18 protein-coding genes, 1 tRNA gene and 6 pseudogenes are annotated in these 18,732 nt (G+C 58.5%); 10 read left to right on the plus strand and 15 right to left on the minus strand.

The genetic code is table 11. The features are described 5' to 3' along the window. Nucleotides 1-119 precede the first annotated feature (119 nt). From QD409_RS12635 to QD409_RS12650, 4 genes are all read right to left on the minus strand, one after another. On the minus strand, nt 120-875 hold the full coding sequence (locus QD409_RS12635) for a DNA-binding domain-containing protein (RefSeq protein WP_430762876.1): 756 nt from the start codon (nt 873-875) through the stop codon (nt 120-122). Between the two features lie 10 nt (nt 876-885). Next, complete coding sequence (gene bufB / locus QD409_RS12640; protein ID WP_430762877.1) at nt 886-1,740, minus strand: MNIO family bufferin maturase; 855 nt, start codon at nt 1,738-1,740, stop codon at nt 886-888. Nucleotides 1,741-1,822: 82 nt separating this feature from the next. Further along, nucleotides 1,823-2,107, minus strand: coding sequence for a BufA1 family periplasmic bufferin-type metallophore (locus QD409_RS12645; protein WP_430762878.1), 285 nt, complete (start codon nt 2,105-2,107; stop codon nt 1,823-1,825). A gap of 46 nt (nt 2,108-2,153) precedes the next feature. Further along, entirely contained in the window at nt 2,154-2,420 is a 267-nt protein-coding gene (locus QD409_RS12650; protein WP_092846358.1) for a BufA1 family periplasmic bufferin-type metallophore, read from the minus strand. Nucleotides 2,421-2,662: 242 nt separating this feature from the next. Here QD409_RS12650 and QD409_RS12655 point away from each other — a divergent pair, with 242 nt between their 5' ends. The 8 genes and pseudogenes from QD409_RS12655 (at nt 2,663) to QD409_RS12690 (ending at nt 7,975) form a co-directional block, all read left to right on the plus strand. Beyond that, a complete protein-coding gene (locus tag QD409_RS12655; RefSeq protein ID WP_430762879.1) occupies nt 2,663-3,229 on the plus strand; it encodes a sigma-70 family RNA polymerase sigma factor in 567 nt (188 codons plus the stop codon). After that, entirely contained in the window at nt 3,216-3,851 is a 636-nt protein-coding gene (locus tag QD409_RS12660; protein ID WP_430762880.1) for an NrsF family protein, read from the plus strand. Before QD409_RS12655 ends, QD409_RS12660 begins: the two co-directional genes overlap by 14 nt. Before the next feature lie 222 nt (nt 3,852-4,073). Continuing rightward, nucleotides 4,074-4,147, plus strand: a tRNA-Gln gene (locus QD409_RS12665). Nucleotides 4,148-4,149: 2 nt separating this feature from the next. Beyond that, nucleotides 4,150-4,386 carry a hypothetical protein gene (locus QD409_RS12670; RefSeq protein WP_430762881.1) on the plus strand — a complete coding sequence of 79 codons (237 nt, stop codon included), beginning with the start codon at nt 4,150-4,152 and terminating at the stop codon, nt 4,384-4,386. A 696-nt stretch (nt 4,387-5,082) separates the two neighbouring features. Next, nucleotides 5,083-5,475 (plus strand): IS66-like element accessory protein TnpA, encoded by a 393-nt coding sequence (gene tnpA / locus QD409_RS12675; protein ID WP_245298134.1) that lies wholly within the window; start codon nt 5,083-5,085, stop codon nt 5,473-5,475. Nucleotides 5,476-5,501: 26 nt separating this feature from the next. Beyond that, nucleotides 5,502-5,825: pseudogene (tnpB, locus tag QD409_RS12680) on the plus strand (IS66 family insertion sequence element accessory protein TnpB). A 48-nt stretch (nt 5,826-5,873) separates the two neighbouring features. Then, nucleotides 5,874-7,427 carry an IS66 family transposase gene (gene tnpC, locus QD409_RS12685; RefSeq protein WP_430762882.1) on the plus strand — a complete coding sequence of 518 codons (1,554 nt, stop codon included), beginning with the start codon at nt 5,874-5,876 and terminating at the stop codon, nt 7,425-7,427. Continuing rightward, nucleotides 7,424-7,975, plus strand: a complete 552-nt coding sequence (locus QD409_RS12690; RefSeq protein WP_092854300.1) for a YecA family protein — start codon at nt 7,424-7,426, stop codon at nt 7,973-7,975. Before tnpC ends, QD409_RS12690 begins: the two co-directional genes overlap by 4 nt. A gap of 390 nt (nt 7,976-8,365) precedes the next feature. Here the strand turns inward: QD409_RS12690 and QD409_RS12695 are convergent. Then, nucleotides 8,366-9,303, minus strand: a pseudogene (locus tag QD409_RS12695) (DDE-type integrase/transposase/recombinase). Between the two features lie 865 nt (nt 9,304-10,168). On the opposite strand from QD409_RS12695, the gene QD409_RS12700 reads away from it, so the two are divergent. Together QD409_RS12700 and QD409_RS12705 are read left to right on the plus strand one after the other, a co-directional pair. Then, nucleotides 10,169-11,848: a glycosyltransferase family 4 protein gene (locus tag QD409_RS12700; protein WP_430762883.1), complete on the plus strand. Its 1,680-nt coding sequence runs from the start codon at nt 10,169-10,171 to the stop codon at nt 11,846-11,848. An 18-nt stretch (nt 11,849-11,866) separates the two neighbouring features. Then, nucleotides 11,867-12,595, plus strand: a complete 729-nt coding sequence (locus QD409_RS12705) for a hypothetical protein (protein ID WP_430762884.1) — start codon at nt 11,867-11,869, stop codon at nt 12,593-12,595. A gap of 143 nt (nt 12,596-12,738) precedes the next feature. Here the strand turns inward: QD409_RS12705 and QD409_RS12710 are convergent. The 10 genes and pseudogenes from QD409_RS12710 to QD409_RS12755 form a co-directional block, all read right to left on the minus strand. Further along, a pseudogene (locus QD409_RS12710) lies at nt 12,739-13,026 on the minus strand (transposase); the annotation flags it as partial. A gap of 420 nt (nt 13,027-13,446) precedes the next feature. Further along, a pseudogene (locus QD409_RS12715) lies at nt 13,447-13,637 on the minus strand (IS630 family transposase); the annotation flags it as partial. A 78-nt stretch (nt 13,638-13,715) separates the two neighbouring features. Next, nucleotides 13,716-13,937 (minus strand): group II intron maturase-specific domain-containing protein, encoded by a 222-nt coding sequence (locus QD409_RS12720; protein ID WP_430762885.1) that lies wholly within the window; start codon nt 13,935-13,937, stop codon nt 13,716-13,718. A gap of 155 nt (nt 13,938-14,092) precedes the next feature. Next, nucleotides 14,093-14,494, minus strand: a complete 402-nt coding sequence (locus QD409_RS12725; protein ID WP_430762886.1) for a reverse transcriptase domain-containing protein — start codon at nt 14,492-14,494, stop codon at nt 14,093-14,095. Between the two features lie 399 nt (nt 14,495-14,893). Further along, nucleotides 14,894-15,175, minus strand: a pseudogene (locus QD409_RS12730) (transposase); the annotation flags it as partial. Nucleotides 15,176-15,185: 10 nt separating this feature from the next. Continuing rightward, nucleotides 15,186-15,560, minus strand: a pseudogene (locus tag QD409_RS12735) (tyrosine-type recombinase/integrase); the annotation flags it as partial. Between the two features lie 113 nt (nt 15,561-15,673). Continuing rightward, nucleotides 15,674-16,619, minus strand: a protein-coding gene (locus QD409_RS12740) for an IS630 family transposase (RefSeq protein WP_430762887.1) whose coding sequence is annotated in 2 segments (ribosomal slippage) — nt 15,674-16,304 and nt 16,303-16,619 — 948 coding nt in all. Because the reading frame shifts where the segments join, the coding sequence is not laid out codon by codon here. A gap of 140 nt (nt 16,620-16,759) precedes the next feature. Beyond that, nucleotides 16,760-17,098 carry a GtrA family protein gene (locus QD409_RS12745; RefSeq protein ID WP_430762888.1) on the minus strand — a complete coding sequence of 113 codons (339 nt, stop codon included), beginning with the start codon at nt 17,096-17,098 and terminating at the stop codon, nt 16,760-16,762. Between the two features lie 58 nt (nt 17,099-17,156). Next, nucleotides 17,157-17,909 carry a class I SAM-dependent methyltransferase gene (locus QD409_RS12750; RefSeq protein ID WP_430762889.1) on the minus strand — a complete coding sequence of 251 codons (753 nt, stop codon included), beginning with the start codon at nt 17,907-17,909 and terminating at the stop codon, nt 17,157-17,159. An 11-nt stretch (nt 17,910-17,920) separates the two neighbouring features. Continuing rightward, nucleotides 17,921-18,619: a class I SAM-dependent methyltransferase gene (locus tag QD409_RS12755; protein WP_430762890.1), complete on the minus strand. Its 699-nt coding sequence runs from the start codon at nt 18,617-18,619 to the stop codon at nt 17,921-17,923. Nucleotides 18,620-18,732: the final 113 nt, after the last annotated feature.

Here is an 18,732-nt window from a genome sequence, read left to right on the forward strand (position 1 = left end):
TAGAGCGCGATGCCGAAGAGTGTCAGCGGTTTTCGGACGACATCATGCTTTACTTCTTTGATTTTAAAGCGAATTCAGATTTTATGTCGGTTCGACCTGAAATCATCCGGCTCTAGTGCTCAGCGAATGTCCGAGAAGGCGCCGGCGGCGAGCGCCCCGGCAAGATTGGCGGAAAGATCGAAATCGGCAGCGTCGGCAAGCGCCGCCTCGAAGGCTTGGCCAAGATCGGCGCCGGCAAAGAGCTGTTCCAGAAAGGTCGCGCCGCCCGGCGGCAGACGATGCACCTCGACGATCATCTGCGGGCGGACGACGAGGGCATCCTCGGCAGTCCAATCGGCAATATCCGCAAGCTCGATTTCGCCGGTGTTCATTGCCCAAATAGTGACGGCCGGATGGGCGGAGCGAGTTATAGAGGCGGAAGGATGCGGCACGAAGGCCAGCTCAGCCAAGTCCGCCGGCTCGATGGACGCCAGCAAGGCTGCATCGAGCGGTGTTGCATCGGCTGCGTGATAGGCTCGGCCCCGGGCTACCTCCAATCTCATGACGTCGGGCAGATAGGGGATTTCCACCGCCGGCTCGAAACTCTCGACGAAGTCTGGGAAGTCATCGCCATAGGCCAGCAACAGAGGCGATCGCGGCGGATGCAGCCGGACGAATTCATGTGCCATGGCCGCGAAGAATTCCTCGCCGACGATCTTTTCCGCTGCCGGAAAGCGCGAAGCGAGCGCACCGATCAGGCCGATGGCGACATTGTTGCGATAGATGCCGAAGCGCCGTGCAGGCTTAGGGCCATTCCAGGCCGTCAGCCCCTCGGGAACGGCGAGGTCCGGATCGATGAGGGCTGCAGCGAATCGGCTTTGCGTGGCGAGCGACATGGTCTTCTCCTCAGGCTGCCCGGCGTTCGGCCGCGCGTTTCAAGATGGCCTCGGCAGCCTCCGCCTCCGCTCTCAAAACCGGCCATTCCGGCACGTCGTTATCCCACTCGACGAGGCTGGCGATCGGCCCGGTTTGGCCAATCAGCTCCTCGTAAAGCACCCAGACAGGATCCTTCACCGGCGTATCGTGGCTGTCGATCAGCAGAGGCGCGCCTGCATCGTCTATGGTCTCCGAATGGCCGCTCAGATGTATCTCGCGCACCCATTGCACCGGGAAGCGCTTGAGATAGGCCCGCGGATCCATGTGATGGTTGGTGGCGGCGACGAAAACATTGTTGACGTCGAGCAGCAGGCCACAGCCTGTACGGCGGGCGACTTCGGCCAGAAACTCCGTCTCCTCAATCGTGCTCTCCTCGAAGAGCAGATAGGTAGCCGGATTCTCTAGCAGCATCTGGCGGCCGAGCATGGTCTGAACCTGGTCGATATGGGCGCAAACCTGCGCAAGGGTCGTCTCGGTGTAGGGCAGCGGCAGCAGATCGTTGAGAAAGGTCGTGTCGTGGGTCGACCAGGCGAGATGCTCCGAAAAACTCTCAGGCTCATAGCGATCGCAGACGATCTTCAGGCGGGCGAGATGTTCCGTATCCAACGGCTGCATCGAGCCAATGGAAAGGCCGACGCCATGGATAGACAAAGCATAATCCTGGCGCAGCTTGCCGAGCTGGGCATGCGGCGGGCCGCCGGCGCCCATGTAGTTTTCCGCATGGACTTCGAAGAAGCCGATCGGCTGGCTAGCGACGTTGATCGCCGCAAAATGTTCCGGCTTGAAGCCGACCCCGGCACGGCGGGGAAGTTCTGACGGTTTCATGGCAGGCCTCCGTTTGGATAAGCTCGATCCTGGAAGGAGGGCGGCGCGAGGACCATGCGCCGCCCTGCGTCACCGCATTCGATCAGACAGGCGCCGGACCTTGCATCAGCGTGCCATGGCCGTTTGGCGTCTTGATCGCTTCGCAGGTTCCGGCGGGAACGAGCTTCCACGAGTTGCGCTGATAATCGATCTTCGATGTGCCGGCGCAGGTCGTGCCGGGGCCGGCGGCGCAATCATTCTGGCCCTTGAGGGCGATGCCGTAGCATTTTTCCTTGGCATCGGCGGCCGAAGCGGTGGTGACGCTGGCGGCCAGTGTCACCGCCGTTGCGACCGATGCGGCCAGGGCGACTGCGGAAATCCTGCTCATGACAAACTCCTTACATCAGCTAATTGATCGGTGATCGGACTTCAGATCAGGCCGGGGTCAGCGAGCCATGGCCCTGCGGGGTCTTCATGGAGGTGCAGGTGCCGGCCGGCACGAGCTTGAAGGACATCTTATCATAGCTCATGGCCGACTTGCCGGCGCAATCATGCTTGCCGGCGGCACAATCGTTCTGACCTTTGAGGGCAACGCCGTAGCACTTTTCCTTGGAGTCGGCTGCCGATGCCGGGACGGCGATGGATGCAAGTGCCGATGCGATCGAGCCTGCGATAGCCAGGGTAATGATGCTATTCTTCATGGATCTGTCTCCTAAATGGATGCGAGCCGTCATTGGCTTGCATCAGGGTCTACGGAGCCTGTCGCCGCGATGTTACAGCGGGCGCGAAATTTTTTATCGGCGCTGAAATAATCTGCGCCGGCTATATGTCTCGCTCGATCAGCCTGCGGCACGACGACTTTTGCCTGAAAACGAAAAGACTTGAAAAAGAATGGCCATTGCCGGTAACGAAATGCTGCGGTCCTGCGTAGAGGAGATATCGGGTGGGCCATTCGGCGCGCGAAGAGGAATGGGCAGTCTGGATGCGCGCCGCCATTGGCGGCGATGGGCAGGCATACCATCGCTTCCTGTCTGCGGTGACGCCGCATCTGCGCGCCATGGCGCGCCGGCGTTGCGACCAGTTCGGTGCGCCGCCGAGCGAGGCCGAGGACGTGGTTCAGGAAGTGCTGCTTGCCATCCACCTGAAGCGCGGAACCTGGGACCCGGCGCGGGCGATCGGACCTTGGCTGTCGACGATCGTCCGCAATAAGCTGATCGACAGCCTGAGACGGCGCGGACGGCATGCGAATGTGCCGATCGACGATGTGATCGATGTTCTCGAAGCAGAAGAGCATGTCGATTCCTTGGATCGGTTGGACGTCGACCGCATGTTGGAGCAGTTGAAGGACCCGCAAAAGACGATCGTGCGTTCGATTTCCGTCGAGGGAACGAGCGTACGGGAGACCGCGGATCGGCTGAAGATGACGGAAGGGGCGGTGCGTGTGGCGCTGCACCGCGCGTTGAAGGCGCTTGCAGCCCTTTATCGGAGTGAGACCAGTGAAAACCGATGACCTCATCAATCTTCTGGCGCAGGATGCGCCGGTCCGCGTGCGGATCGGCAAGGCCCTGACCATGGCGGTCATTGCGGGCATCCTGATCGCCGGCGGCCTCTTCTTCGTTATGATCGGTTTTCGCGCCGATATCGACACCGCGATGGAAACGGTTCGCTTCCTGTTCAAATTCGTCGTGACGATCGCGCTTGCCGTGACGGCCTGCGCCCTCGTCTTCCGCATCGGGCGGCCCGGGGCATCGCTGCGTTTGTGGGGTTGGCTGCTTCTGGCGGCACCGATCCTCTTGCTTGCCGCTGTTGTCGCAGAACTGGCCGTCATGCCGGCGGACAGCTGGAGCGCGCGGATGATCGGGCACAATGCCCGCTTTTGCCTGACGCTGATACCGCTGCTGTCGATCGGCCCGCTCGCCTGCTTCTTGTTCGCGTTGCGCCAGGGAGCGCCGGAGCGGCCGGGTGTCGCCGGAGCCGTCGCCGGCCTTGCCGCCAGCGGCATCGCTGCGACGTTCTATGCCTCCAATTGCACCGACGACAGCCCGCTCTTCGTGCTGCTCTGGTATCCGATCGCGATCGCCATCGTAACGGGTATAGGATATGTCCTCGGCAGGCGCCTTCTGCGCTGGTAAGCTGCCTTTTGGCTCACGACGGCCAAGAATAAGCGCCACTTGCCGGCCCGGCCCATGGTCCGTGATATTCGAAAACCCCGCTGCGGGCGCGGGCGAAGAAGGGGCATTCGCCACCGGCTTTCAAAAAATCGCATTGGCATGCGTTAAAGTGTTTGCATCCGCGGCAAATTCGATTATAGAGGCGCAACCTTCGCCGCGAACGCAAAATTGCTTCGTAGCCGTTGGGGAATAGTTCAATGGTAGAACGACGGACTCTGACTCCGTTAATCTTGGTTCGAGTCCAGGTTCCCCAGCCAATGTGTTCCTTGTTGTTGTAAATCAACGGCTTGGCGGTTCTATTCATACCGCTACCGCAGAAGGAACTTGGTCCGATCAACTGATCGGAATGAAGGTCGGCGTTCAGTTCATCGACGGCGCGATCGATTTCCTTTCCAAATTCGGCAAGCAAGGTGGGCTCATCGAGCGTGTGATCCTTTACAAAGGCCCAAAGACGCTGGCTTGTCGAGCTTCCGTTTTCCTCGCGGAATGGCGATGAGCGAAAATAACGCATCTACCTACTGTCCGGGATAGCGATTTCTTGGTATAACAACCTTAGCGATATCTTATTCGTTCTGTGCGTCGACAAGCCGCTCGGCCGCATCGCCCAACGCGTTGAATAATCCGAGACCAAGATCCTCAAGCAACATCATTGGCTGATATGCTTCATCTTCATTCACGCTTGGCGAATTTGTGAGTAGTTCTTGAAATGCCGCCACGTGCTTGAAATGCCTTGGTGTTTCGAAATCGTCGAGTATCGTCCGGTGCCTTCGACGTCGAGGTCGCTGTAGTCAAGGCGCCTAATCTCCTAAAGATCATGTTCATCGCGGCCGTCCCGATCTCCTATCGAATAGAAGCTACGAAGCGGAGCGCTCGTATCAGCCGGCACCCTTCATAATCGCTACTCACGCCGTCGTTCTTTTGCGAAACAAGAAACTTGAGGCACCAGTTAAACTCGAGTATGCCGAGGTGACTATCAGGAGCACGCGGAGGTGTTTCCAGGGCTGCGCTGTGATTGTTCTCAGTGCTTGCCGGTGTGCCTCTGTGATCGACTGGATTGATGTGTGAGCGCAACGAACAGCCCACCTTCCAATGAGGCGAGATATCAGGGCAGAATCAGCCGGTTTTGATCGAGAGCGGCGGATTGGAGGCTTTGGGATGGCGCTACTGTCAGCATCATACAATGCATCATGCCATGCATGATGATAGCGAGTATCGGCGCGTTGAGCTCATCACCGGGCGTCGCAAGCGCCGGAATTGGTCGGACGAAGAGAAGATCGAGATCCTTGCTGCGAGCAATGAGGCCGGTGCCAATATCTCGGAGGTCGCCAGGCGGTTCGGCGTCAGTCGGGGCCTGCTGGGCATCTGGCGTAAGACTGCTGGATTGACCGCAGCCGCATCGCGATCGACAAGGAACAGCTTCGTGCCTGTTGTCGTCGCGCATGCCAGTGCGCCTGCAGGCGAAGAGCGCCCACCCGCCGATGGGCGCATTGAGATCATTCTCGATGATGCGCGTGCCGTTATAGAGGGATCGGTTGCGCCATCGTTGGCAAGTGCGATCATCTGTGCGCTGCGAGGCAGGTCGTGATTGCTTTCTCAGCGGTGCCGCGGATCATGGTCGCGACACAGCCCGTAGATTTCCGCAAGGGTATGAACGGCCTTGTTGCCTTGGTGGCATCCGCTCTCAAGGCCGACCCGTATTGTGGCGATATCTTTGTTTTTCGCGCAAAGCGTGGCGATCGGCTTCGCTGCCTTTATTGGGACGGGTCAGGAATGATCCTGGCGACGAAGTAGCTGGAGAATGGAAGCTTTACCTTTCCTCCAATCAGAGACGGCGCAATGAGCATGCCGGCCGAACAGTTTGGCCTGCTGATTGCTGGCCTCGACTGGACGAGGATCGACCGCAAGCTCGTAAAGCAGCCAACAAAAATAGCGTGATGTAATTGTAATTGCTTGAAGATTCTCTTGCTTGTGGTAGTCTTCAGCATGTCATTGAGCCAAGGTCAACTTCCGCAGGATATCGAGCAGTTGAGCCGAATGGTTCGTGCTCTCGATGCCGAGAACGCTGATCTCAAAGCCGAGGTGGACTATCTCAAGCGCCTGATCCACGGGGCACGTTCAGAGAAACTTGCGACGATCGATCCAGTACAAACCAGTCTGGATCTCGGTGACCTCTCGGATATCCCGGTCGCCGCCAACGATGACCGCCCGCAAAATCATCTTCGTCATATCTCACGGCGATCTTCAGGCCGCAATATTGGCGCTCTTCCCAAGCATCTGCCACGCTATGACGTCGTCATCGAACCGGAATGCCAGACCTGCTCCTGCTGCGCGGGTGAGCTGCACCGCGTCGGAGAAACGACCAGCGAAGCGCTCGATATTGTTCCGGCCATCCTGCGGGTGAAGCGGACTATTCGTCCCCGTTATGCCTGCCGAGCCTGCACGACCGGCATCACTCAAGCACCCGCGCCGGTACGCTTCATGGATGGCGGGATGGCGACGACTGCGCTTGCAGCCCATATCGTGACCTCCAAGTTCGCATGGCACCTTCCACTCTATCGACAGGCCCAGATCTTTGCAGGACATGGGATTGCGCTGGATCGTGGAACGCTCGGGTCCTGGGTCACGCGCGTGGCATGGTGGCTGGAGCCGCTCTATGACAGGCTCCTTGCCTTTATTCGATCTCAGCCCAGGGTCTTTTCCGACGAGACACGCCTGCCACGGCTCGATCCTGGGCGCAAACGAACAAAGGTCTGTCAGCTATGGGCACAGGCCGTGGATGACCGTCCTTGGAATGGTCCGGCACCGCCTGCCGTCGGCTATATCTTTTCTGAGAGCCGCAGCGCACGCGAGGCCGAGCGCCAGTTGGCATCGTTCAACGGTATCCTCCAGGTCGATGGCTATGCGGCTTACAAAACACTTGCTAAGCGGCGCGGCAAAAGCAATGCGCGTCCATTGCGGTTGGCATTCTGCTTAGCCCATGCCAGACGCAAATTCGTTGAGGTCGTCAAGCTGACCGGCTCATCGGACGCCTTGGAGATCGTATCGATCCTCGCGGAAGTTTACCTGATCGAGCAGCAGATCCGAGGAGAGAGCGCTGAAGAACGCTACCACGCGCGGCAATCAAGATCCGCCGCCATCATGCGGTCATTGAAGGCTCACCTGCTTGATCTGAAGGCCGATATCTCAACCCAGTCGGCTCTTGCAAAAGCCATCAACTATACGCTCAAGCATTGGACCGGCCTCACGGCCTTCCTCGACGACGGAACGATCGAAGTCGATAGCAACGTCGTTGAGCGTTCGATGAAGTCTGTTGCCCTGACAAGGAAAAACTCAATGTTCGTCGGCAACGCCCGAGGTGGCGAGACCTTTGCCATTCTGGCGTCTCTGGTTAATTCTGCCAAGTTGAACGGGCTTGATCCGCAGACCTGGCTCGCTGATGTCCTCGAGCGCATCGTGTCAGGTCGCACGACAATCAACCAGCTCGACACATTGCTCCCCTGGAACTGGTCGGCCGAGCAGGTCAGGCAGGCGGCATGAACCGACCTGCTGTTTCCTATGATGAGCTCGATGAACGCCTGCGCGGCGACGGACGTAACGACTATGTCGGAATGAGCGCTATCGACGGCCTGGTCACGGCGGTCGTCGCGGGACCCGCAACGGTCGCGCCCGCAGTCTGGCTGCCGAATGTGTTCGGGGGAACCATGCCTCAAACCAAGCCCGGCTCGCTCGAGGAACGCCTCGTCAACACCGTGCTCAATCGCCATGACGAAGTGGACCATCTTCTCGCCAACGCGCCTGGCAACTACTATCCGATCTTCATGCAGGATAAGGGCAAAACCATCGTCGACGCCTGGGCGATCGGGTTTGCCCTGGGGCTGGGGCTGGGTGGCGAGGCATGGGCACCAATCTTATTGGCGACACCGAAGCCCATCATCACCCCGATCATGGCCGTCAATCCGCAGCTCTCAAAAATGCTGTTTCGCCTCTCACCACAAGAGAGGCGAAAAGTCCGAGCAACGGCTCATCTCCATATTCGAGCAGCTGTAAACCAGCTTTACGCTGTCACCCGCGCCGCTCGCCGATAGCAATCGACACAAACTTGTGCCGTCCACAAGGTGGCGCGTTCGGCGCGCTCACAATTGATGTCGAATTTGAACCTGGTCGCTCCTCCCGACACTGGCAGCTGAACAATCGCATCGAGGCACTGACCGCGCGCAAGGAATATAGTTCTTATGAGCTGCTTGAATTATGATTTCGTGACAGCACGGTCTTGACGTGCAAGCGGGTTCTTCACCACGCTGAAGAACCAGACCGCATTGAACCTAGTCGTTTTGCGCGGAATTTAAACATGCATTTAAAAGGTAAAATCAATAATATGCACTCTCGGTGGAGGGGCATGCCTTATGAAGGCGACTAAGAGCGAACCAGTTTTAGGGGCTGGCGATACGGTAGCCTTGGCGAAATGTATCTTGACCTTAGCTGTCTGGTTGCGACACATCATTGGCATAATATAGCACGTCGTCGACTTTATTAGTCATAAGATCGTCTGGAGCCGTCGGCTTGTAAAGACGGTTGGCGAGAGAGGGCATAAGGCCGATCCTTTCCTTTATGTTCTGGTGAGGTGAGCTGCCTTGGAGCACGCGCTGCCGCCGTTGGTTATAGGTACGATTGAAGCCGGCCAGCAGGATTTCGAGGTCGGCGTGGCCGGCGACATTGATGCCGAGCACCTCGCTGGCGATGCGGCCATTGAAGCGTTCAACCATGCCGTTGGTCTGGGGTGTATAAGGCCGTGTCATGCGGTGACTGACTTTGATCTTCGCGCAAGCGCGTTCAAAATCATCAGCGGTAAAGCAGGATCTCCGGTCGGTCAGCACATGGGTGATGCGGAAGGGAAACTCCTTTCTGACGGCCTTGAGGAAGGTGACAGCGTTGGCGGCATTCTCGGCGTCGTAGACGTCCAGGTGGACAAACCGTGAGCAGCGATCGATGGCAACATAGAGGAAGCGCTTGCGGATCTCGCCGTCCTCGGTGCGCAGGTTGGGCAGATGTTTAACGTCGATGTGGACAAAGCCCAGATCATAGTCCCGGAAGCGCCCCTGTCCTTTGTGAGACTGTACCGAAGGTTTGGGAGGTCGTCGATTAAGTTAAGCACCCGATAGATGCTGTCGCGATTGAGGTGCGGCAGGAAGTGCCGAAGCACGAAGGTGAGGTCATCCAGGGCGAAGCCAGTCGCCTTGCGGACGGCGCAGATGATCGCGCGCTCCTCCTCATTCATCCGCCAGGTTAGTCGATTGGGCCGCCTTGAGCGATCATGGGTCGCAAGCTCACCGCGTTTACGCCATTTGCGGACAGTCTCATCGCTGATGCCATAGCGCTTGACCACCACACTGGCGGGCTCGGTCGAACGGGCAATTTTCGCCTATATGCTACCGTGCGGTCCCTCTCGCAAGAAACCTTCCCGAATCGCCTGCCGAATGATGGAGGTTGGGATCCTGCGGGCCCTGCAGAGATAGCGCCACGCAACTGAACCAGGGGAGGGGACGCGCCTTCTCCGCCAACGCTCGCTGATGCCCTCAATTGGTTCTGAAGACCGAGACGACTTCCATTCCAGCTGCGATAGCTGGAACCCGACAAGCGATCCAACTGCTTCCGTCGCCAACGGGAAGGGAACCTTATCGAGAAACATGGCAAGGCCGAAGACGTCGCCCTTCTCGTCGCTTAACGGATCGAACCATCCGCGTCCGGCATGCGTGACGATGACGATGTTGCAGCCTCGCCGGTATTTGACCGCGCGGCGTGTGCTTTCCTTTAGGTCGATTTCGTAGCCAGCCCGTTCCGGTAGGGCCTCGCAACTGACCGTGGCGCGCAGCACCTCTGAGTCTTCTCTCTTCATTTTTCTTCGATCGCTTGTCGATCGCCCTTCTTTTCCAGTCCGCAAACCTGCGGCTATCGCCTCTCAGGCCGCGAAGAGTGGAGGGGGCAAGGGCGCGGCATCAAGGTGCAGATTTGCATCGGCCGCGGCGCAGCTTCCCTTGCGGCCGACAGGTCGCGAGCTGCAGGGACTAGCGGGTCTTAATGAGACCCGCGCCGGAAATACTCATGGTTATGCGGAGGTGAGCTTCGGCGCTGGGACCGCGCCATGCCGCGCGCTGGGGCGCGAAAGCTCATCCGAGCGTCCAGATGGCCAGCCCCTCTTTCCTATCCCGGCAGCCTATGCCATAAGCTGCCGGAAACTTAACTGCGCCGCGACGGCGCAGTGAGAAGCAGGGATTGCTCGCATGCAACGTGCCGCCAGTTTGGTCGCCTCCGCGCTCCGTCGCCTTCACTACTTTTCCGATTGGGCCTTCGAGACGGCCATAATCTGGCTCCTTCTGGTGGGCAACCGTGGATCGTTCGACGCAGCCGCGTACCGGGCTTATCGACGGCCGGGTAGCCTGGGGCGGCTGCTGCCGCGGTTGCACTACGCCGCCGTAGGCTGCCGAGCAGGATTGAATCCCGGCACCAGCTTTGACGCCGCCGGCACCGAGGTTCCAAAGGGCTACCGATACCCACCGCATGTCTTCGCGATGTTCCACGGCGTGGTGAATCCAGCGCCGATCCCGGACCACGAGGCGGATCGCGAGGGCGGAGGCACGCCGGAACACTGGTTCACCCCGGAACGTCAACGATTCAATCGCATTTGGCCCGTCATCGAGCTGGACCTTAAGGCGTTGCCAGAGCGTCCTGCCCAACTGATCCCAGACGAGCATCTACACTACCAGCTCGCGCAAAACATCTTTGAGGTGACGCCTTATCTCTCACCCAACGTATCCGCGCGCGTCGCCGCGGCAGTCCCGCGCAGTGCTCGGCATATCCTTGCCGTGCCATGGCTGGGTCTTTCCGGCGGCTCGGAAAAGATTGTGCTGCTTTTGCTGGAAGCGCTGCGACGCCACTATGCCACCGACGAGTTGTGCATCGTCGCCCCCGAGGACGCGATCCGCTACGATACCTTGGACCGCGCAAATTACCACGTACCGATCGTCGCGATCAACGACTTCGATCCTGAATGCGACTCCGACGGCCGTATCGCCATATTCGACCGGCTCATGACGGAATGCGCCCCGCAGACAGTACATACAGTGCAGTCAAACACAGCTTGGCTGGCCTTCGTTCAGCGGGGCGCGCATTATTCGGGGTCGCGGCTATTCGGGCACATCTACAGCGACCTCCTAACGAACAACATGCGGCTCGGCGCGTTTTGGGAATACCTGCCAGACTGTATTGAGCACCTGGCCGGTGTTTTCGCAGATAACGCGGCGGTCGTCAGGCGAGCTGGCGAGGTCTTCGGCTTTCCCCCGACGCTTCTTGACCGGTTCCACGTACTACGCACGCCTGTCCTTGACGTGCCAGGAGGTGACCCGCGCAACCGCTTATATCCCTTCCAGCCTACGGCCGGGCCAGGAAGCCTATGGATGAGCCGAGTGGCGCGCGAGAAGCGGTTGGATGTTCTGGCCGAGATCGCGCGTCGCGTTCCCAATCATCCCATTGCGATGTACGGGACGATTTTGAAGTTTGCACCCCCGCCCGACTTGTCTTGGCTCGACGAGGCCCCTAATGTGGACTTTCGGGGGCGGTACGAAAATATTTTTGGCCTGCCACTTCACGAGTTCTCAAGCTACATCTTCACCTCAGGGTCGGAAGGCATGCCAATTGCGCTACTGGAAGCCGCAATGCTGGGCCTGCCGTTGGTCGCACCGGCGATCGGGGGTATACCCGAACTCGTGGACGACACTACGGGTTGGTTAATCACGGATCCCAGCGACGCCGAGGGTTACGTCGCGGCCATCCGCGAGGCGGGGGCCGACAGGGGCATGGCGGCGCGACGCGTTGCAAAGGTCCAGCAACGGCTGCAGGACGAGTATTCCTGGGACGCCTTTCTACGCACCCTGAATGCCACACCCTCATACCTATCTCGCTAAGCGGCACGGAGGTCGGACATGTCCAGCATCGAAATCCTGATCGTTGTCGCCGGTTATTCATTCCGGCTCAAAGAGCCGGCGCGGCGCTTAGAGCGCGCCGCGGAGCACGCGGAGGCGGCGGGGCATCAAGTCGCAGTGACGATGGTGCCTGCATCGCCAGTTTTTGCTACTACTTTATCTCGGCTTGGGGAGGTTTTACCTTCCCGCTGGCGGCTGTCACCCGCAGGCAGCGATGATCTGTCGGCAAGCCTCGACGCTGCCATCCAGGCATCCAGAGCAGAGTTTCTGACTATCATGGATCCGGCGGACGGGGTTTGCGAAGACTGGCTGACGCGCTGCGTGGAAGAGGCAGCAGGTCCTGCTACGGCGTTTATGCCGGAGGCGTTGGTTACCTATGGTCCCAACTACGCAACGCACGGGGAGACGGCCTTCATTCGATTACCAACAGAGCTGGACGCCGGCTCTCTCTCCGAGGACATTGTGGCGCTACCGGCGCGTTTCGTTGCCCCGCGCCCGGCCCTTGCTGTACACTCCTTTCCGCGGCCGGATGCTGCGCGCGGCTGGGGTGCCCCCGGCTGGAACGAGGCGATGCACTGGTGGTGGGTGTGCCGACTTCTCTCTGGCGGGGTTAGCTTTCGGCAAGTGCCAGGATCCGTGCAGTATCGTGCCTTACCGAGCGGAGCCGATCCGCGTTGCCTCCTCCGTCTGCAGAAGGATGTACGAACTGGCCCCTGGGTATCAAGATAGCAGTAAGGAGAGCCCCGCCGTTCTTGTGTTGGTGGTTCAGGTACTTTTGTGTCTGTTCGCCGCACTACTGTTCACGTTCCAGAGCCGACCAACACCGCAGCAAACTACCTGAAAGCGAGTTCTTCACGAGCGACTAGAGCCTTTCATGTTTTGACGGAAGCGTAGCCGGCATTTGAGAAGTAGTTGGCACATTCCTCCGGCTTTATGGTGTCGGCGAGTAAGCCCAGATGGCGCCACATTTCCTCGATGGTTCGCTTTTGGGCCTGGCGCATCCAGTGCTTGATCTTGGCGAAGGCTTGCTCGATCGGATTAAGGTCGGGGGGATATTTCGGCAGGAACCATAGCCTGGCGCCTGCGGCCCCAATGGCATCGCGGGTGGCCTTGGCTTTGTGAGAGCCGAGATTATCGAGGATGACGATGTCGCCAGGTTGTTTAATCGCTGACTTTCCGTCAAGTGAATTCCTGTCATTCAGCATCGTTCCGGCCTGCGCATAGGAAACCGGTCCAAATTGATTGGTTTGTGAGCATGCCCAACTGGCTGGCCCGGTGGTTGAGAAGCCGCTCTCAGCAGTTATATCTTCGGGAGCGATCCAGTGCCGGGAGCAGGGTCGTTTCCGCAGTCGGCAAATGCCGCCGCATATTGGGTCTTCGCAGGTAGGATCTTCCTATGTTTGAGACGCAGTCTCAAATGAGCTGCCGCCTGAGTAACGGAATGATCGAACCCACGTCCGCAGCAGGGGACGCTCAATTCGTCAAGTCGAGATTTGACGCAGAGGGAGGAAAGTTGGCGCTTCGCTTATGCGAGATCGGCGCCAGCCGATGCGTTGAATTCTTCTCCTGTCTTGAGCATGCTGTGCATGATAGGCGTGGAAGCATTCGCCATTGATGGGACCGTCGAAGACGCAGGGCGCAGTGAGCTTGTCGCAGCATAGGGCGCCCCGAGGAAGGTCAGGGTGCGCCAGCGGCCATGCGGGGTAAAGCCGCGCAATCTTTTGCCCCTCGGCCCCCACCTGCGTAACGACGCCATGTTGGTGCGGATCCAGGGGTGATTAGGCCGGAGGGATTTCACCAGCCGGCCTCTCGCAGAACGGTGCGAGCCTCTCGATTCACACCGCTCCCATCAGGTAAACGTGTTCGTTCCGAACGCCTTCCAATGCACGAACAGCCTCGGATTTTCCCGCGCCAGCTTTCGCAAGAAGAGACTGGCGCGTGTCTTATGGGACTGAAAGCGTTTGAACTTTCGTCTGATCCAGGCTCTGAGCTTCATGTTAACGTAATCAGCCAGAGTGGACAGGGCCGAACGGCTGAACCGGCCAAAATAGGCAATCCTATAGCGCGGCAATCAGGATGAGACGCGGGCGACAATCTGATTGACGCTGAATCTCACCTAAATTGCCGCTACGCACAATCCATCCCCGAAGGAGTGGATTGAGTTGTTTGGCTATTTCGGTCAGCGTCCCCGGCGTGTCAGGCGAAATGAGAAATTGCCTCAAATCTTCACTTCGCTTGACACGGCGTCTGCCGCTGGATGTTCAAACTTTTGATCGTTGCCCGCATTGATTTAAGCGCCGTCAGACTGACCGCAGGCGTGTAGCCACAGAAGAACCCGTGCCGCTGTGTGTTTGCCACCCGTCGCGGCCGGAACTGATATCCGAGGAAGTCGAACGTGACATTCGGATACGCCTCCCGGCGCCTTTGATCTTTGCAGTAAACGATCTTGGTCTTTGTCGGATGCATCTGCAGTCCGCACGCTGCCAGCCGAGAACTCAGCTCCGCCTTGAGGGCTTCTGCTTGTTGCTCGCTCTGGCAGTGAACAAGACCATCGTCGGCATATCGACACCATGGAAGGTCGGGATGCATCCGCGTCATCCACAAATTAAACGCATAAGGTCGTGTCATGGATGGTGGCCTCCATTCTAGCATCCATGATGAATCACAAATCTGCCGATTTGAGAATCTGGAGGGTTATTTGAGGGCGCATCGGACGGCGCGGCGACTTCGGGCGACCTCATGTAAGCCGGATTGAACTAAGACGCGGGTTGTTTGACGCCGTTATGGGGGAGTTGACAGCCAGCCCGCCGGAGATGAAGGGCGCCTCATCTCGTCCCGAGTGCATTGCGGGGGGGCCTGAGCCTGGAGTGATGCTTTCCGGTGCGATTTGCCTGAGATTTTGCTGACTTCGCTGCGATATTGGAAGGGATCTGCAGCCTTTTAGGCTGGCTGAGGGCAAGTAATATCGCTCGTTGGCAATGCGCTGAACGACAGGGAATATTCTGAGAGACCGATTGTTGTCGGGCATCATGATGTATCGCACCGGAAGGATGATGGTCGCGGAGGTGCAACAGGCGTTACGGTGACGCTAGTTCGACGCATGGGCCGCCGGCAGTCGGGGCATTCGTGGGCCTGTGCCTGCTGCGGTTTGGCCGAATTGGATTGCCCGCATATTGGCGATGGTTGGCCGAGGAGGCTTCTGCAGAGACCGATACGATGCCGCCGATGACAATTGGCGAGAAAGCCGAAGTGGCGCACCCGGTGGAAGCCGTTTGGAAGCACGTGGAGGCGAAAGCGCCGGATAAACTCGTGGGGATGACGCAACGCGCGCCTTCAGATTGGAGACCGCCTCAAGAAATTGCGCCACCTCTTCCGCCGACAGAACAATAGGGAGCTTGCGTGGTTCGCGCGCATAGGGGATCCGATCCGGGATGTCGTCCTGGCCAAGCGTGATCCCATAGAAAAATCGAAGAGCACACGCGATCTGGTTTAACGAAGCCCACGATATCCCGGTTGAAACAAGGTGGACCTGAAAGGTGTGGATATCCGCAGGACCGAGCCGATCGGGAGATCGGCCGAAATAGCGGCTGAACTTCTGGACTGCGTTGATATAGGATCGCTGGGTTGCCGGGGACAAACTGCGGACCGTCATGTCCTCAATCATCCGGCGGCAAAGAGGGCTTATCTCAGCCATCGGGGCCTCCTGACTGAGAGGGTGGGTTGCAACACCACTATCCTCTCAGTCAGGGCGCTCTCCTCATAGGCCGCCGCATGTCGCCGCGATCAGCGGCTTAGAGCAACGTGCATTCAAACGTATCCGGCAGCTTTAAAGTAGTTTTGGCACTCTTTGGGTGAGTAAAGTGTGCAGATATCGCCGATTGCCTTCCAGAGGGCGTCGATGGTTCGGATTGCTCGTGCTCTGAGGAGCGACTTCAGCTTCGAGAAGGCCATCTCGATCGGGTTGAGATCGGCGCTGTAGGGCGGCAGGAACAGCATCCATGCACCGCGCGCCCTGATGGCGGCCTCGGCCTTTGGGCTCTTGTGAGCGGCCAGATTGTCGAGGATGACAACGTCGCCTTCAGACAGCGTCGGGGCGAGCTGGGTCTCGACATAGGCCTCGAAGATGCGCCGGTTCATCGGTCTGTCCACCACGAAGGGCGCGGTCAGGCCGAAGTACCTGAGGCCGGCGATGAAGGTCTGGGTCTTCCAATGTCCGAACGGTGCCTTCGAGCGCAGCCGCTGGCCTTTCGGGCATCGGCCGCGCAGACGGGTCATCTTCGTTGTCGTGCCAGTCTCATCGAGGAAGACGAACCGATGCGGCTCAAGGCGCATCCTCGGCTGGCGGCTGGCTATCCACGCCTCGCGTGCGGCTGCGACGTCCGGGCGATCCTGTTCGCTGGCCAGCAGCGTTTTTTTTGAAGCGGTAGCCAGCGCGGATCAACCAGCGCGAGATAGAGGACGCAGCAACGACGATGCCCCGATCGGCCAGTTCAGCTGCCAGTTCCGGCATGGTGATGTCGTCCTTCTCGGCCAGGCGTCGTATCAGGAAGTCCCTGTGCGGATCGAGCTTGGAGTAGCGCCAGCCACCTCCAGGCTTCGCCGCAAGGCTACCGGTTGCCCGAAACGCCGCCATCAGCTTCACGACGAAGGAGACCGATACCCTGAAACGCGCCGCAGCCGCATGACGCGACCCGCCACCGTCGACAAACCGTGCAATACGCTCTCGAAGATCAAGCGAATAGGACCTCGTCATCGCAAATCACCTCCGACCGAAGTGAATCACGAAATTCCACTCGAAGGAATCCCCTTGCGATTCAGTCTGAATGCACGTTGCTCTAGTTCAATCGCGCACCGATTCCGATAAGCAATGATCCGCTCTAGTTTACTTCCTGGTCACATCACGAAGATGCGCATTACTGGATAACTGAAGATGGTTATTGTAAAGGCGCACAACACATTGGCCATCACGCTACCCCATCCTTGCGTGTGGATCAGGTAATCGGCTAGAAATCCAGCACAAATCGAATTGAAACCGACTAGGAGTAAATATCGGAATGCAGTCGCTTTCAGCGGCCGCTCGCTCCGAAAGGTGAAGATGTATTGGGCGGAAAAATTGAAAAGACCGGACAGAAAAATAGCCAGTGCACTAGCCAGCCCATAGGGAATGGTAAAAAAGACCTTTGGAGCGCTGGATATCGCCAGGAATAACAGAAAGGTGATACCACCGATCATGATATAGCGTACCAACTCCAAGAATCGCGCTTTCGACAAAGCCAACCCGCTCCGACCGTCAAGCATCGCGGTGGCGCTGCCATTGTGCAATGAACATGGGATAGGGGGCGGAACCCGGCAGCCTGTTATAAAGCCGCTCAAGCGACATCAGTGGTTTCGCGAGCAGCGGCTTTAACCAGCGCGGAAAGCGCGTGATCAGACTGTTCAAGATCAGGAAATACGCAGGTCCGCCAAGATAGTGGACATTGACGAGCCTAAAGTCCTTGCTCGCCAGAGCAAAGATCTTCTCATGATGAAGCGGATGTTCCTCTTGGGCACGGAACCAGCGGTCTCTTTTGTACCAGAATTCCCGAACCGCATTCAGCAAGAAGCCGGCATTGGGCTCGACCATCAACAGATAGCCACCCGGTTTGACAAGGCGCGCCATGTTGTCAAGGGTCGCCGGCAGGTCGTTGACGCAATGATGCAAGCCACCGACCACGAAAGCGGTGTCACAGGCCATTCCGATGTCCGCATTGCGGGACGAGAGATCCACGATCCTTGCGGGATAGCTGGTATGTCGCTGATACGATGCGCAGCACTCGGCAGAAATATCAACGCCGCCAAGACGAACGGCGGGAAATATGCGGGCGCATTCGGTAGAATTCAGGCCGCTTGCGCAGGCGAGGTCGACGACGTCCTTTCCATTCAAGTCAAGTTTGTCGAAAAGAACGGGATAGATGAATTGCCGTCGATACTCCATCGACGGTTCGTCAAAATAGTGCTGCTCGTAATCGCCGAGAATGGTGTCGTAGTGCTCTGCCTGACCCACAGCGATACTCCCTAAACTAGGCTTGACGGCTTGTTTGCTACAAAAAGGTGGTTCAATCCGTAAACGAAACTCGACCGGTGGACGTAGGGGAAGCCGGCGGCGCGAATAAGATTGGATACGGCGGTCGGGTCCATGCCCATCACTTCGCCTTCGGCCACGTCCCGGTGCTTATCTTCGCTGTACCACCAGATCGCGTGTCCTACCTCGCCGATCAGACGACCGATCATCGTGACGATCAGGCGGCCACCCGGCTTCAGGATGCGCCAGCTTTCCGTGAGCGCCTGCTTTCGTTCCGGAATATGGTTGAGGCAAGCGACAAAGCAGACCGTGTCGACGCTGTGGTCCTCGAAGGGCAGATGGCTGCAATTTTCGACGATGACGCAGTCGCCGCCCCAATCAACGACATCGAGACCCTTGCTATCCCGCGCGCCCGCGTCGTTTGCCGTACCAATGCTCGCTTCTCGGTAGAGATTGACTAACATGTTGTCGCCAGCGCCGATATCTAGGACGCGACCCTTCATCAGTGGCAGGACAGCAGACAGGCGCTCCGCGCGAAGCGATGTCAGGTGAAGCCGCTCGCTCACGTGGTCCGGAAACGCGACCATGCGTAAGGGCGCGCCGACCAGATCATATAAATGCTGCAAAGCGGACTTCGGGCGGCGGAGAGACCACTCCGGCGGACGCCCACTAAACATTTTCAGATCCGTCAAACTACCGACCTCGACTATCTTGAGCGATGAAACATGCGCAAATACTCACCAGCAGCCTGGCCCTGGCAGCGGCTGCATAGCAGACGCCTTATGCGACCGCAATCTCCAAGTGT

This window comes from Rhizobium sp. BR 315 (assembly GCF_050577975.1).
GTDB lineage: Bacteria > Pseudomonadota > Alphaproteobacteria > Rhizobiales > Rhizobiaceae > Rhizobium > Rhizobium miluonense.

Bases quoted from the DNA above. Each gene is read 5' to 3' on its own strand.
- QD409_RS12690 (WP_092854300.1), top strand. From the start codon at position 7,424: ATGAACCGACCTGCTGTTTCCTATGATGAGCTCGATGAACGCCTGCGC.
- QD409_RS12635 (WP_430762876.1), bottom strand. From the start codon at position 875: ATGTCGCTCGCCACGCAAAGCCGATTCGCTGCAGCCCTCATCGATCCG.
- tnpA (WP_245298134.1), top strand. From the start codon at position 5,083: ATGCATGATGATAGCGAGTATCGGCGCGTTGAGCTCATCACCGGGCGT.
- QD409_RS12745 (WP_430762888.1), bottom strand. From the start codon at position 17,098: ATGATCGGTGGTATCACCTTTCTGTTATTCCTGGCGATATCCAGCGCT.
- QD409_RS12700 (WP_430762883.1), top strand. From the start codon at position 10,169: ATGCAACGTGCCGCCAGTTTGGTCGCCTCCGCGCTCCGTCGCCTTCAC.
- QD409_RS12645 (WP_430762878.1), bottom strand. From the start codon at position 2,107: ATGAGCAGGATTTCCGCAGTCGCCCTGGCCGCATCGGTCGCAACGGCG.
- bufB (WP_430762877.1), bottom strand. From the start codon at position 1,740: ATGAAACCGTCAGAACTTCCCCGCCGTGCCGGGGTCGGCTTCAAGCCG.
- QD409_RS12725 (WP_430762886.1), bottom strand. From the start codon at position 14,494: ATGACACGACCTTATGCGTTTAATTTGTGGATGACGCGGATGCATCCC.
- tnpC (WP_430762882.1), top strand. From the start codon at position 5,874: ATGTCATTGAGCCAAGGTCAACTTCCGCAGGATATCGAGCAGTTGAGC.
- QD409_RS12650 (WP_092846358.1), bottom strand. From the start codon at position 2,420: ATGAAGAATAGCATCATTACCCTGGCTATCGCAGGCTCGATCGCATCG.
- QD409_RS12705 (WP_430762884.1), top strand. From the start codon at position 11,867: ATGTCCAGCATCGAAATCCTGATCGTTGTCGCCGGTTATTCATTCCGG.